This window comes from Gordonia sp. J1A, assembly GCF_055393515.1.
Genome location: NZ_AP041607.1, coordinates 3,898,057 through 3,912,227 on the forward strand (window position 1 = coordinate 3,898,057; position 14,171 = coordinate 3,912,227).

Sequence of the window (14,171 nt, forward strand, 5' to 3'; positions counted from 1 at the left end):
CGGATCAGCCGTCGCGGCGTGTGTCGTGGGCGGAATGGGGCACACCGAGTCCGGCGGCCAGATCGGTGAGGGCGCGGCGGCCCAGCGGGAGGTCGACGCCGAGCCGGTCGGCCAGTGTCAGTGCCAGGGTCAGGTCCTTCTCGCCGAGATCGCGGACGTGCGTGAAGACACCGAACCAGAAGTCGTCGGGAGCGATCGGCCCGGTGGTGTCACGAAGCATGATCGCGCCCGCACCGCCGGTGATCGCATCGGTGTGCCGGACCACTCGCCCGAGTTGTGCGATGTCGATTCCGGCGGCCTCGGCGAGTCGGGACGCCTCGGCCGTGGCGGCGAAGGAGACGAAGTGCAGCAGGTTGCGGGCCAGCTTCATCCGCGTTCCGTCGCCGGCCGCCGGGCCGGCATGGACGATGAGATCGCCCGCCGGCGCGAGTGCGGCTCTGGCCCGCTCGTAGCCGGCGCGATCGCCGCCGATCATGATCGCCAGCCGGCCCTCCGCAGCCCCGGGGGCGCCGCCGGAGATCGGAGCGTCGAGCACGACGATCCCGTCCGCCGCGCACGCGGCGGCCTGCTCGGCCGCCGTCTCGGGGGCGATGGTGGAGTGGATCGCGATGAGCGAGCCCGGCGCCAGGTGCGGGCGCAGTTCCCCGATCACCTCGCGGACCTGGGCGTCGTCGCGAACGCAGATGCTGACCAGATCGCTGGCGGACGCGAGTTCGGGCAGACCGTCCACGGCGACCGCGCCCGCATCGACCAGGGTGGCGACGGCATCCGGAGAGAGGTCGAAGACGGTGGTCGGAGCGGATCCGGCCAGGCGCGCAGCCATCGGACCGCCGATGTTGCCGAGCCCGACACAGCCCAGCCGCAGTGCCTCGCTCATGAGCGGATGACCTGTCCGCCGTCGACGTTGAAGATCTGTCCGGTGATCCAGGACGCCTCGTCGGACAGCAGGAACAGACACATGCCGACCAGATCCTGCGGCGTGCCCATCCGCCCCAGCGGGAGCTTGGCGACCATGTCGTCGACCATCGCGGCGGGAGTGGTGGAGCGGGTGGCCTCGGTGTCGATGGGGCCGGGGGCGATCGCGTTGATGCGGATGCGCTGACCGCCGAGTTCGACGGCGAGCTGCTGGGTGAGGCCGTTGACGCCCACCTTGGCCAGACCGTAGAAGCCGCTGTACAGCCAGGCCGCCGTCGACGACTGGTTCACGATCGCCCCGCCGTGCCGCATATGCGGGTAGCAGGCGCGGGTCACGTTGAGCGCACCGTCGAGGTTCACGCTCATGAACTTCTTGTAGTAGTCCCACGGCACGGTGGTCAGGAAGTCGAGCTTCATGCCGCCGTAGATCGCGGCGTTGTTGACGAGCGCGTCGATCTTCCCGCGTTCGTCAACGACGGCCGTCGCGAGCGATGCCGCGGAGTCGGGGTCGGAGACGTCGGTGTGCACGTACATGCCTCCGATCGCGTCGGCCACCGACCGTCCGGCGTCGTCGTTGACATCGGCGATCACCACGTACGCGCCCTCGTCGGCGAGTGCCCGGGCGTAGGCCTCTCCGATGCCTCCGGCGGCGCCGGTGACGATGGCGGTCTTGTCGGCGAATCTGGTCATTGGTGTTCCTTCGGGGTGTTGTGGGGTGTGGGCGGGGGTGGAGGTTTCGACTCGCTTCGCTCGCTCAACCAGCGGGCGGGGCAGGCCGGCGGGAGAGGTGGGAGCGGGAGGGGCCGACCTCCCTATACGGGTGTGGCGACCGCCTTGATCTCGAGGTACTCCTCGAAACCGGCGCGGCCCATCTCTCGCCCGATTCCGCTCTGCTTGTAGCCGCCGAACGGGACGTCGGCGGAGTACCAGATGCCGCCGTTGACGCTCATCGTCCCGGTGCGGACGCCGTCGACCACGGCGTTCACCCGTTCCGGCGATGTGCCCCACACGGCGCCCGACAGTCCGTAGGGGGAGTCGTTGGCGAGATCGATCGCGTCGTCGTCGCCATCGTGCGGGATGATCACCAGCACCGGGCCGAAGATCTCCTCCTGTGCGACGCGAGCGGAGTTGCCGACGCCGGAGATGAGCGTCGGTTCGACGAAGAAACCGCGGTCCAGTCCGGCGGGCCGGCCACCGCCGATCTCGATCACGCCGCCCTCCTCGCGTGCCAGACGCAGGTAGTTCTCGACGCGCTCCCGCTGCCGGGCGGAGATGAGCGGTCCGCAGACCGTTCCCGGGTCCGTCGGGTCCGCCGCGGACAGGCCCGCCATCGCGTTCTTGGTGAGTTCGACGGCGGCCGCGAGCTTCTCGCGCGGCACCAGCAGACGGGTGGTGATGGCGCAGCCCTGCCCGGCGTGAGTCACGACGGAGAACGCCGCCATCGAACAGGCGGCTGCAAGGTCGGCGTCGTCGAGCACGATGAAGGCCGACTTGCCGCCGAGTTCCAGAAAGACCTTCTTGAGCGTGGGCGCGGCGGCGGCCATCACCCTGCGGCCGGTGTCGGTGGAACCGGTGAACGAGACGAGATCGACGCGGGGGTCGGTGCACAGTTGCTCACCGAGTGCGTGGTCGGTGGAGGTGACGATGTTGACCACGCCCGGAGGGAAGTCGGTCTCCTCGGCGATCACCTTCCCGACCAGCGCGGCGCACCACGGGGTGTCCGGGGCCGGCTTCAGGACCACGGTGCAGCCGGCGGCGAGCGCCGGACCGATCTTGGCGAAGTTGATCTGGTGCGGAAAGTTCCACGGTGTGATCGCGCCGACCACACCGATCGCCTCGGCGCGCAGCTCTCGCCGGTTCTTGATGCCCATCGGGCTCGCCTCGCCGAGATCGGTGATCCACGAATAGCTCTCGGCGAGGTCGGCGAAGTACCCGAGATCGGTGATCGGCCCCACCAGCTGCGGGCCGTGCGTCAGGAACGTGGGACAGCCCACTTCGGCGACCGTCAGCTCCCGCAGTTCGTCCGCGTGCGCGAGCAGTGCGTCGCGCAGTTGCCGCAGGCAGTGGGCGCGGAAGGCGTGGTCGCGCGACCAGTCGGTCCGATCGAAGGCTCGGCGGGCGGCCTCGATCGCCCGATCCATGTCGGACGCGGTGGCTTCGGCCGCCTGGCCGATCACCTCCTCCGTAGCGGGGTTGACGACGTCGAAGACGCCGCCGGAACCGGGGATCAGGGCGCCGTCGACGAGCAGGTCGGTGGCGGTGTCGGGCCTGAGTGGGAGGCTCGCTCGGGTCATTGTCAGAACTCCATCTGGACAGGTGTCTGGACTTCGGTTCAACCGTAGAGTAGCGTGCGTCACATGTCCACCCCAGTCGAGTCCGCCGGTGTCGCGGCCGAGTCCACCCGGCGGCGCCTGAGCCCGCAGCAGGCCGAGAAGATCACCAAGATGACCGAGGCGGCCGTCGAGATCCTCGCCGCGGACGGCTTCGATGCGCTCTCGGTACGTGACGTCGCGAAGCGCGCGGGGGTGGCGCCGGCCACCGCCTACACGTATTTCAGCTCGAAGAGTCACCTGGTGGCAGAGGTGTTCTGGCGGCGTCTGGCCGCCGGGGTGCCCGAGGTGGACGCCTCCCTGCCCCGGGCCGAGCGCGTGGCGCAAGTGCTGCGCGGAGTCTCGACCGTGGTCGCCGGAGAGGGACAGCTCGGCGGCGCCGTCACCGTCGCACTGTTGGGCAGTGATCCGGACTCCGAGCACCTGCGGTGGCGGATCGGCGGGTTCATTCACGACCGCCTCGCCGCCGCGGTCGGTGACGACCACCCCGATGCCCCTCGGGTGGTGGACGCCCTGCAGATGCTCTACGCAGGCGGACTCGTCACCGCCGGCATGGGACACCTGACCTACGAAGCGACATCCGAGCGGCTGGTCGCGGCCGCCGCACTGCTCTTCAACGATTGATGGGAATGAGACGTTGACCGTCACCGACACCGGAATGCAGGAGTCGATTCCGTTCGACCCGTACGACTACGACTTTCACGAGGACCCGTATCCGACCTACGCGCGACTGCGCCGCGACGCGCCGGTGTACCGCAACACCGACGGCGACTTCTGGGCTCTGGCCCGGCACGACGACGTCTCCGAGGCCTTCCGCGACAACGTGCGGCTGTCGAACAGCTGGGGCGTCTCGATGGATCCGACCTCGTACAACGAGAACGCCGAGTACGCGATGAGCTTCCTGGCGATGGACGACCCGCGCCACCTGCGCCTGCGCAAGCTCGTCTCGAAGGGATTCACGCCGCGCCGGGTCAGCGAGCTCGCACCTCGGATCCACGAGCTGACGAATCGGCACTGGGCGCGTTGCGTGGAGATGGGGGAGTTCGACTTCGTCCACGACTTCGCCGGACTGTTGCCGATGGACGTGGTCTCGGAGCTGCTCGGGGTCGGGCCGTCCGACCGCGCATACCTGCGACGGCAGTCGGATCTGCTGATCCACCGGGAGGAGGGCGTCACCGATGTCCCCGAAGCCGCTGTGCGCGCCTACCTGGAGTTGCACGGCTATTACGCGGAGCTGCTCGCCGACCGTCGCAGACGCCCGGGCGACGACCTCGTCTCCGCGCTGATCGGCGCCGAACTCGTCGGAGACGGGGTGGCCGCGGCGAAGGGCGAGCGCACCACGATGACCGACCAGGAGATCATCGGCTTCATGATGCTCATGGTGGTCGCGGGCAACGAGACCACCACCAAGCTGCTGGCCAATTCCGTCTACTGGGGTCATCGCAGCGGAGGGCAGGTGGCGGGGATCCTCGACGCGGTCGGCGCGGGCGCCGATCCGGCGGCCGTCGTCGGGGACTGGGTCCAGGAGACGCTCCGGTTCGACACCTCCACGCAGATGCTGCTGCGGCGCGTGGTCGACGACGTCGAATACGGCGGCTACACCATTCCCGCGGGCGATCGGATGCTGCTGCTGATCGGTTCGGCGAATCGAGACGAAGAGGTCTTCGGGCCGGACGCGGACCAGTACCGCATCGGCCGTGACAGCAGCCGCACCATCCTCTCGTTCGGACTCGGCACGCACTTCTGCCTGGGAGCGCACCTGGCCCGACTCGAGGCCGACCTCGGCCTCGCCGAGATCGCCCGAACCGTCAAGAGTTTCGACGTCGACGTCGACGCCGCCGAACGCGTGCACTCGGTGAACGTCCGCGGTTTCGCGTCCCTCCCGATGAAAGTGGTCCCCCGATGAGATTTCAGCCCCATCCCGGACGTCGGCCCGTGCTGGTCGCCGGTGCCTCGTCCGGCATCGGCGAGGCCACCGCCCTGGCCCTCGCCGCGGCCGGCCATCCGGTCGCCCTCGGCGCACGCCGTGTGGAGAAGTGTGCCGCGACTGCCGCACGGATCGTCGCCGACGGAGGCGAAGCGGTCGCCGTCGCGCTCGACGTGACCGACGACGACTCCGTCCGGACCGCGGTCGACGCGGCGCAGGAGGCGCTGGGTCCCCTCGAAGTGGTGGTCGCCGGTGCCGGCGATCTCCAGATCGGCCGAGCCCACGAGATGCCGGTGGACGAGTGGGCGGCGCAGATCGATGTGCACCTGGTCGGCGCGTACCGGCTCTACCGCGCGGTGGCGCCCGCGATGATCGCGCGCCGCCGTGGCGACATCGTGTTCATCAGTTCCGACGTCGTCGCCCACCCGCGTCCGTGGTCGTCGGCGTACGTCGCCGCCAAATGCGGTGTCGAGGGCATGGTCGCCACCATCGACATGGAGTTGGAGGGCACCGGGGTGCGCGCCGGTCTGGTGCGGCCCGGCCAGACGATCACGGGCATGGGCATGAATCTCGATCAGAAGCAGACCGAGGCGATGCTCAACGACTGGATCGCGTTCGGCCTGGCCCGGCACGGCAACTTCCTCACACCCGAGAATCTGGCTTCGGCTGTCATGGCGATGATCTCGATGCCGCCCGGCGCGCACATGCGATCGGTCGACGTCGAAGCCGAGGGCGAGCTCGTACCGCCGGAATCGTCCACCCCCGCCCAGCCCGAACCGGTCGCGCATTCGGAAGGAGCACCGGCATGACCACGAGCGCATCTCACACTGAACCCTCTGACCACGCAGCATCCTCCGACCCTGCAGCATCGATCCGCGTATCCGGCGGAGAGGGCGAGCACGGACACCTCGACGAGCTCGCCACCGATCCGATCGGCCTGTTCCGGCGTGTCCGGGCCGAGCACGGCGACGTCGGGATGTTCCAGCTCGCCGACCGGGAGGTGGTCCTGGTGAGCGGTGCGGCCGCGAACGAAGAGTTCTTCCGCGCGCCCGACGAGGTGCTCGATCAGGGCGCCGCGTACCCCTTCATGACTCCGATCTTCGGTGAGGGCGTCGTCTTCGACACCAGTCCCGAGCGGCGCAGCGAGATGCTGCACAATCAGGCGCTCAAGGGGGCGCACATGAAGCAGCACGCGGTCACCATCCCCGACGAGGTGGAACGGATGATCGCCGGCTGGGGCGACGCCGGCGAAATCGATCTGCTCGACTTCTTCGCCGAACTGACGCTGTACACCTCGTCGTCGTGCCTGATCGGACGCAAGTTCCGCGAAGAGCTGTCGGGCCACATCGCGCACCTCTATCACGAGCTGGAGAAGGGCACCGACCCGATCGCCTACGTCGACATGCACGCCGACATCGAGAGTTTCCGCCGACGCGACGCCGCGCGCGCCGAGTTGGTGGAGTTCATCGGCGGCGTGATGGACCGCCGTATCGCGAACCCGCCGGCCGACTCCGCCGACCGGGATCTGCTCGACGTGCTGGTGTCGCTGAAGAACGACGACGGTTCGCAGATGTTCAGTCCGGACACCGTGACCGGCATCTTCATCTCGATGATGTTCGCGGGCCACCACACCACTTCGGGGACGGCGGCGTGGACGCTGATCGAACTGCTCAAACATCCGGACCATCTCGCCGAGGTCGTCGGCGAACTCGACGGGATCTACTCGGACGGCGTCGAGTACAGCTTCGCTGCGATGCGTCAGATCCCGAAGCTGGAAGGCGCGATCAAGGAGGCGCTGCGACTGCATCCGCCGCTGATCATCCTGATGCGCCTGGTTCAGGAGGACTTCGAGGTCGGCGGGGTCACGGTTCGCGCCGGACAGTCGATCGCGGTCTCGCCTGCGGTCTCGAACCGGCTGCCGGAGGACTTTCCGGACCCGGACTCCTTCGATCCCGCTCGGTACGAGCAGCCGCGGCAGGAGGATCTGGTCAATCGCTGGACGTGGATCCCGTTCGGTGCCGGACGGCATCGCTGCGTCGGCGCGCAGTTCGCGATGATGCAGTTGAAGGCGATCTTCTCGGTGCTGCTGCGCAACTATGAGTTCTCCCTGGTTCAGGAGCCGGACAGCTACCGCAACGACCATTCCAAGATGGTCGTGCAGTTGCAGCAGCCGTGCCGCGTCGCCTATCGGCGGCGGGAGCGGTGATGCGCGTCGTCGTCGATCTGGATCTGTGTCAGGGACACGGGATGTGCGAGTTGGAAGCCCCCGACGTCTTCGAGGCGGGCCGTGACGCGGTGACGATCCTGAACGAGAACCCTGACGAATCGCAGCGCGCCGAAGTGGAGGCCGCTGTTCGGTTCTGCCCGACCCAAGCACTGAAGATCGTGGAGGAATGACATGGCTTTTCCCCGTGCCGAACTGGACGAGATGAAGCAGCGTTGGCTGGATGCCAACGTCGAAGCCGAGAAGGCGGGCGACTGGCGCCCGCTCGCGGATTTCTACACCGAGGACGCCACCTACGGCTGGAACTACGGTCCGGAGAAGGACTTCATGGCCGTGGGCCGCGACGAGATCCGAGAGATCGCGCTCGGCCAGGAGATGGAGGGCCTGGAGGGCTGGGAGTATCCGTACCAGGCGTGGGTGATCGACGAGCGGACCGGCGACATGATCGGGCTGTGGCGCCAGGTGTACTCCGGCGCCGGGAACCCAGTGAGCGGGCCGATTGACGTCAGCACTCGAGCCGACGGTTCCCACTACGCGGTGCACGGCATCGGCGGGAGCTGGTTCCGTTACGCGGGGAACTTCCAGTTCGGCTGGCAGCGCGACTTCTTCGACTTCGGGAACGTCTCGGCACTGTTCCTGGAGATGCTGACCGATCAAGCCTGCAGTGACGGCATGCTCAAGCGCATCGAGAAGTCCGCGCCGGGGAACCTGCCCGGTTGGTATCCGCTCGGGCAGTCGCCCGTCGGCCTGTGGGACCTGCCGTGAGCCTGGCCGGACTGACCCGCGCGCAGTTGGTGGCTCTGGTCCCGGAGTCGCTGCTGTCGGGCCAGCTGATCGATCGGTCCGGGATGGCACACCTGATCGCGGCGTTCGGCCGCGAGGGCATGACCCAGGTCGCCATCGAGGAGTGGATGGCGGCCAGCCCGGTGTACACGGGGCGGATGCGGACCGCGCTCGGGATCGAGGGCGACGGGGTCGAGGACATGTTCAAATGCCTGCAGCTCGATATCGGTGCGCCGCCGCAGTTCATGGACTTCCGCTACCGGATCGTCGATCGGTACCACGGCTCGTTCGTGCTCGATCACTGCGGCGCGCTTCTCGACGTGGAGCCGATGGGCGACGAGTACGTGACGGCCATGTGCCACGACATCGAGGATCCGACATTCGATGCGACCGCCATAGCGACCAATCGGCGCGCGCGGATCCGTCCGGTGCACCGACCGCCCCGCGTACCCGCGGGCCGGACGCCGCACTGCGAGTGGACGGTGACGATCGAGCCCGACCGCGAGGAGCTTCCGTTGCCGGAGGTCACCGAGCCGACTCTGCGAACCCGGGCGGCGTCGATCGCCCTCAGCCCGATCGACGGGTCCGCCGGCGACGGTCTCGCCGATTACCGCGGTCCGCTCGTCGAGGACCTGGCCTTCGACGAGTTCTCCACCTCCGCACTGGTGCGGATCGCGGAGGAGACGGCCTTGCAGCACCAATTGCTCGCGATCGGATTCCTGGCATCCGTGCGACGCCGGACCGATGCTGCGCGCGCGGACGAGATCCTCGAGAAGCAGCTCATCGGCATCGCGGGGATCACCGCCGAACGATTGTCGGCCGCGCTGTTCGACGGTCGGTCCGACGCGACGGCGCTCGCCGGCGTTTTGAACGCGCACCCGGTGTTCGGCCCCGAGCAGTACACGGGGGTGGTCGCGCAGGTGCGCGAAGACGGTGACCGCGTTCGCGTGCGCATTCGAGTGGATTCGCCTGCGGTGGAGGACGGCGCGTGGATGCGGCTGTTGGCCGCGGGCCGGCTCGGTGCGATCGCGTCGGCGGTGCGGGCGGTCGAGCCGACGTGGGTCGTCGAAGAGAGTGCCGTGAACGGCGACGAACTCGTGGTGACCGTCGGCCGCGGCGATCCGCAGCCCGAGTGCGACGAGGTCGCCATCGTGCGCTTCTCGGCCGGGTCGTCGTTCACCTTCGCCGACCGCGGTCCGTCGAAGCCCCTGCCGCTCTCGGTGGTGTGAGGAGAGGGGCGCGCCTGTGGACGTGTGCCTCGGGTAGACGCGAGGCTCGGCGACAGATCCTCCGTCCCGGACGGGGGATCTGTCGCTGAGTGGCGCTGCTGCGGATGGCGGATCGCGGGCTGTGGACGGCGGATGGAACCGTCTAGGGCCCGGTCGCGTCTAAAGAGATATGTGGCCTGCAGATCGATACGGACTCATCTGGCGCGGCGTCGCCCTGGATTCCGGAGTCACCGAACGCGAGATCCGGGAGGCCGTTCGCAGACACACGCTGATACCGGTGGGACGGGGCGTGTACGTGACGCGTGAGTCGCTCGGTCCGGACCCGGGGCAGGCGCTGCGGGACCGCTATCGGCTCCGGTGCGTGGCGGCCGCTGTCGGAACCGCCCGCGACTGCGGCAACGTGCTCAGCCACGAGTCTGCGGCCGCAGTCCTCGGGCTCGGGACTCTGCGCCCCGATCTCACGAGCATTCACCTCACCAACGGTCGCAGCAACGGCGGTCACCGTCGACCCCACCGCGTGATACACAGCGGGGGACTGCGCGACGACGAGGTCGTCGAGGTCAATGGGCTCGCGGTGACGTCGATCTCGCGGACCGCGGTCGACGTGGCGCTCTCGGTGCCGGACTTTCCGCGGGCCCTGTCGGTCATGGACAGCGCACTGCGGCTCGGTGCGGATCGCGGCGTACTGCTCGCGGAGCTGACACGGCCGCGGCGCGGAGTCGCCCGGGCGCGTCGGGCGCTGCGTCATGCGGACGGGCGGTCGGACAACCCCGGCGAGTCGTGGGGGCGGGCACAGATGATCGAGGCCGGACTGCCAGTTCCCGAGCTTCAGACCCGCTACCGTCTGCCGAGCGGCCGGACGGCGATCTGCGACTACGACTGGGACGGGTCCGTGGTGGCGGAGTTCGACGGTTTCGGAAAGTACCGGCGGGAGATGCGGAAGCCGGATCAGTCGGCTGACGACGTGGTGATCGCCGAGAAGCTGCGCGAGGACGAACTGCGCGCCCTCGATCTGCACGTGGTGCGGTGGACGACCGAACACTTGGCGTCCGGGCAGATGGTGCCGCTGCTGCGGCGGCAGCTGTCGCGGTTCGGGATCGTCCCCGCGGCATAGCGGACGCGAGGCTCGGCGACGAAACCCCCGTCCCGGACGGGGGATCTGTCGCTGAGTGGCGCGACGTCAGACGTCGAAGCGCGCGTCGGCCGTCGCCCGTCCGAGGAGTCGGTCGCCGTCGTACATGCGGGCGTCGAAGAGGCAGAGACGGCGCCCGAGCTTGACCGGCACGACGTCGATGCGCACGCGGCGGCCGTCGACGACGGGCGACCGGTGGAATTCGCAGGTGAAGTCGATCAGCTGGTAGCCGCCGCCGGCGCGGACATTGCGCTGGGCTCCGAACGAGCACGCCTGGGCGAGCATCGCGGCGATCACTCCGCCGTGCATGGTGCCCATGAGGTTGCGCATCCACGGCGCGGTGGTGAACTGCACGTCGACGGAGCCGTCGTCGCCGGTTCCCGTGACGCCGCCGTCGAGGATCTCTGAGATCGGGCCCATCGGGAGCGAACCGTCGATCAGCTTCGCGACCACCTCGGCACCGGAGAGCGACGGGTCGATCCGCTCGACCGCGGGTACGCCGTCGGGTGCGGGCTGTTCCGGATGCCACTGAAGGTCGCCGCTGGTGGGACGACCGACCCGGACGTTGCGGGCGGTGCCGAAGCACACCGTCTCACCCGCGGACCCGGCGATGGTGACCGACGTGGTGCCGAACGCGTCGTCGTGCATGCGGAGGTCGGCGCTCGCGCGGAGCACGTCGTGGGGCGCGGGACGCCGCACCATCGACATCGTGAGCCGTGCCTGCATCGACGACGACGCGGCGTCGAGCCGGTAGAAGGGGACGCCACCGACGTCGTCGAAGAGCACCGTGAGAGCCGGCAGTTCGATGAGGCCGCGGTGATCGGTGACGCCGCTGCCGAGCTTCTGGACCAACACCGGTGCGTCGACGTCGGTGTCCCGGCCGATGGCGAACGTGGTGAACGGGTCGGCGATCGGCGGGGCGTGACTCGTCATGGGTCCGTCCTATCAGGGGACAGCGCGCGGGGCGAAACTCGCGGACTCGGATGAGACCGGTGCCACTCGCGCGGGGTCCGGAAGAGAAACAATCATTCACGCTTGATTTGTTTGCCGATCCGTGTGACGCTGGGCGCATGGCGATCGTCGATGAACTCGTTCAGGCATTGCAGGCGGAATCGGAATCCCTCGACGGCCTCGTCGCGGAGCTCTCCGACGAACAGTGGGCCACCCCGACGCCGGCCCAGGGGTGGACGGTGGCGCACCAGATCGGTCACCTGCACTGGACCGACCGCGTGTCCCTGCTGTCGATCACCGATCCCGCGGGGTTCGGCGACCTCGTCGAGCAGGCGATGGGCGACCCGTCGGGCTTCGTGGACGCGGCAGCGGAGACCGAGGCGGCCAGGCCGCCCGCCGAACTCCTGGCCGACTGGCGCAAGACGCGCGACCGGCTCGGCGGTGCGTTGGTCGCGGTCCCGGAGGGCACCAAGCTCACGTGGTTCGGTCCGCCGATGTCCGCGGCGTCGATGGCGACCGCGCGGATGATGGAGACCTGGGCACACGGTCTCGACGTCGCCGACGCGCTCGGTGTGAAGCGTCCCGAGGGCGACCGCATCAAGAACGTGGTGCACCTCGGGGTCCGAACCCGCGATTTCGCGTACCTGGTCAACGGGCTCGACGCCCCGGCCGAACCGTTCCGCTACGAGATCACCGCGCCCTCGGGCCGGCTGTGGACGTGGGGACCGGAAGACGCGACCGACATCGTCCGCGGCCCGGCGGTGGACTTCTGCGAACTCGTGACTCAGCGACGGCACCTCGACGATCTGAACCTCGAGTTCATCGGCGACGAGGCCGCCGCGTGGTCGCGGATAGCCCAGGCCTTCGCCGGACCTCCCGGCGCCGGCCGAGCGCCCCAGAGGTCCTGAGCGCCGGCCGCACCCGCACCCCACACGCGTGAAACACCAGGAGGAATGATGTCCGACGCATCGCGTCCGGTCCGGATCGGCAACGTCTCCGGCTTCTACGGCGACCGCTTCAGCGCGGTCCGCGAGATGCTCGAAGGCGGCGATCTCGACTTCATCACCGGCGACTACCTCGCCGAACTCACCATGCTGATCCTCGGCCGTGACCGCATGAAGAACCCCGACCTCGGTTACGCGAAGACCTTCCTGCGGCAGATGGAGGAGAACCTGCACCTCGTCGCCGAGAAGGACGTCAAGGTGGTCGTCAACGCCGGCGGACTCAACCCGCACGGCCTCGCGGTGGCGCTCAGGGAACTGGTCGACCGCCTCGACGTGGATCGCCGGGTCGCCTTCGTCAACGGTGACGACATCGTCGGGCGGGCGGGTGAACTCGGGCTGGGATCACCGATCACGGCCAACGCCTACCTCGGCGGATTCGGTATCAAGACAGCGCTCGACGCGGGCGCCGACATCGTCGTCACCGGCCGTGTCACCGACGCCTCGCTGGTGGTCGGGTCGGCGGCGTCGGTCTTCGGCTGGGGCTACGAAGACCTCGATCAGCTCGCGGGTGCGGTGGTGGCCGGGCACATCATCGAGTGCAGCGCCCAGGCCACCGGCGGCAACTATTCGTTCTTCACCGAGATCCCGGACATGACGCGGCTCGGCTTCCCCATCGCCGAGGTGCACGCCGACGGCAGTTCGGTCATCACCAAACACGAGGGCACGGGCGGCGCGGTGCAGGTCGGAACGGTCACGGCGCAACTGCTCTACGAGATCGGCGGGCCGCGGTACTACAACCCCGACGCGACCGCGCGGATCGACACCGTCGAACTCGCGCAGGAGAGCACCGACCGCGTGCGGGTGAGCGGGGTGCGGGGAGAGGCGCCGCCGAAGGACCTTAAGGTCTCGCTCAATCACCTGGGCGGCATCCGCAACGAGTTCGAGGTGGTGCTCACCGGCCTCGACATCGAGGCCAAGGCCGAGCTGTTCCAGAAGCAGTTCGAGGCCGCGCTCGGGCAGCGTCCCGCCGAACTCACCTGGGAGCTGGTCCGCCTCGACCGTCCCGACGCCGACACCGAGGAGCAGGCCAGCGCGATGCTGCGCTGCGTGGCCCGCGACACCGACCCCAAGAAGGCCGGACGGCAGTTCACCGGTGCGGCAGTCGAACTCGCGCTCGCGAGCTACCCGGGTTTCACTCTCACCGCACCTCCCGGCAACGGTTCGCCCTACGGCGTCTTCGAGCCCGGCTACGTCGACGCCGCGCTGGTTCCCCACCAGGTGAACCAGCCCGACGGGGTCACCGTGCGAATCGATCCGTCGCCCCTTCGCGCGGAACCGATCGTCGACGAGAGCGTCCCGGCGGCGGCGTCGTCGACCGACTGGGGCGAGACCGTCGACCTTCCGCTCGGCACCGTGGCCGGTGCCCGATCGGGGGACAAGGGCGGCAGCGCCAACATCGGGCTCTGGGCCCGGACCGACGACGAGTACGCATGGCTCGACGAGACGCTCAGCGTCGCCAAGCTCAAGGAACTGCTGCCGGAGGTCGCGGACCTGACCGTGCATCGGTACCCGCTTCCGAATCTGCGGGCCGTCAACTTCGTGATCGAGCAGGTGCTCGGGCGCGGCGTCGCCGAGAACGTCCGCTTCGATCCGCAGGCCAAGGGGCTGGGAGAGTGGCTGCGCTCGCGCGTGGTACCGATCCCGACCCGTTTCAGCAAGACAGAAGGGAACTGATC

At 68.9% G+C, this 14,171-nt stretch carries 14 protein-coding genes; 10 read left to right on the forward strand and 4 right to left on the reverse strand.

Going from position 1 to position 14,171, the window contains the following annotated elements; genetic code table 11:
- Positions 1 to 4 precede the first annotated feature (4 nt).
- From ACZ5QD_RS18225 to ACZ5QD_RS18235, 3 genes are all read right to left on the reverse strand, one after another.
- Positions 5 to 877 (reverse strand): NAD(P)-dependent oxidoreductase, encoded by an 873-nt coding sequence (locus ACZ5QD_RS18225; protein WP_006894440.1) that lies wholly within the window; start codon positions 875 to 877, stop codon positions 5 to 7.
- Positions 874 to 1,605, reverse strand: coding sequence for an SDR family oxidoreductase (locus tag ACZ5QD_RS18230; protein WP_006894441.1), 732 nt, complete (start codon positions 1,603 to 1,605; stop codon positions 874 to 876). Before ACZ5QD_RS18230 ends, ACZ5QD_RS18225 begins: the two co-directional genes overlap by 4 nt.
- Before the next feature lie 122 nt (positions 1,606 to 1,727).
- Entirely contained in the window at positions 1,728 to 3,209 is a 1,482-nt protein-coding gene (locus ACZ5QD_RS18235) for an aldehyde dehydrogenase (RefSeq protein ID WP_045536635.1), read from the reverse strand.
- A 63-nt stretch (positions 3,210 to 3,272) separates the two neighbouring features.
- Here ACZ5QD_RS18235 and ACZ5QD_RS18240 point away from each other — a divergent pair, with 63 nt between their 5' ends.
- From ACZ5QD_RS18240 to ACZ5QD_RS18275, 8 genes are all read left to right on the forward strand, one after another.
- On the forward strand, positions 3,273 to 3,869 hold the full coding sequence (locus ACZ5QD_RS18240; protein ID WP_006894443.1) for a TetR/AcrR family transcriptional regulator: 597 nt from the start codon (positions 3,273 to 3,275) through the stop codon (positions 3,867 to 3,869).
- A gap of 34 nt (positions 3,870 to 3,903) precedes the next feature.
- Positions 3,904 to 5,151, forward strand: coding sequence for a cytochrome P450 (locus ACZ5QD_RS18245; RefSeq protein WP_045536666.1), 1,248 nt, complete (start codon positions 3,904 to 3,906; stop codon positions 5,149 to 5,151).
- Entirely contained in the window at positions 5,148 to 5,981 is an 834-nt protein-coding gene (locus ACZ5QD_RS18250; protein WP_045536637.1) for an SDR family oxidoreductase, read from the forward strand. The genes ACZ5QD_RS18245 and ACZ5QD_RS18250 overlap by 4 nt, the downstream gene beginning before the upstream one ends.
- Positions 5,978 to 7,378 carry a cytochrome P450 gene (locus tag ACZ5QD_RS18255; protein WP_006894446.1) on the forward strand — a complete coding sequence of 467 codons (1,401 nt, stop codon included), beginning with the start codon at positions 5,978 to 5,980 and terminating at the stop codon, positions 7,376 to 7,378. Before ACZ5QD_RS18250 ends, ACZ5QD_RS18255 begins: the two co-directional genes overlap by 4 nt.
- The gene (locus ACZ5QD_RS18260; RefSeq protein ID WP_045536639.1) at positions 7,378 to 7,569 is read left to right on the forward strand and encodes a ferredoxin; all 192 of its coding nucleotides are present in this window, start codon (positions 7,378 to 7,380) and stop codon (positions 7,567 to 7,569) included. Before ACZ5QD_RS18255 ends, ACZ5QD_RS18260 begins: the two co-directional genes overlap by 1 nt.
- A gap of 1 nt (position 7,570) precedes the next feature.
- Positions 7,571 to 8,161 (forward strand): nuclear transport factor 2 family protein, encoded by a 591-nt coding sequence (locus ACZ5QD_RS18265; protein ID WP_006894448.1) that lies wholly within the window; start codon positions 7,571 to 7,573, stop codon positions 8,159 to 8,161.
- On the forward strand, positions 8,158 to 9,408 hold the full coding sequence (locus tag ACZ5QD_RS18270; protein WP_156150426.1) for a hypothetical protein: 1,251 nt from the start codon (positions 8,158 to 8,160) through the stop codon (positions 9,406 to 9,408). The genes ACZ5QD_RS18265 and ACZ5QD_RS18270 overlap by 4 nt, the downstream gene beginning before the upstream one ends.
- A gap of 169 nt (positions 9,409 to 9,577) precedes the next feature.
- Complete coding sequence (locus ACZ5QD_RS18275; RefSeq protein ID WP_045536642.1) at positions 9,578 to 10,522, forward strand: hypothetical protein; 945 nt, start codon at positions 9,578 to 9,580, stop codon at positions 10,520 to 10,522.
- Between the two features lie 66 nt (positions 10,523 to 10,588).
- Here the strand turns inward: ACZ5QD_RS18275 and ACZ5QD_RS18280 are convergent, their stop codons facing one another.
- Positions 10,589 to 11,473, reverse strand: coding sequence for a PaaI family thioesterase (locus tag ACZ5QD_RS18280; RefSeq protein ID WP_045536644.1), 885 nt, complete (start codon positions 11,471 to 11,473; stop codon positions 10,589 to 10,591).
- 137 nt (positions 11,474 to 11,610) lie between these two features.
- Between ACZ5QD_RS18280 and ACZ5QD_RS18285 the strand changes: the two genes are divergently transcribed.
- Entirely contained in the window at positions 11,611 to 12,399 is a 789-nt protein-coding gene (locus tag ACZ5QD_RS18285; RefSeq protein ID WP_062367396.1) for a TIGR03084 family metal-binding protein, read from the forward strand.
- A 48-nt stretch (positions 12,400 to 12,447) separates the two neighbouring features.
- Positions 12,448 to 14,169, forward strand: coding sequence for an acyclic terpene utilization AtuA family protein (locus ACZ5QD_RS18290; RefSeq protein ID WP_062367421.1), 1,722 nt, complete (start codon positions 12,448 to 12,450; stop codon positions 14,167 to 14,169).
- The last annotated feature ends 2 nt before the right edge of the window (positions 14,170 to 14,171 follow it).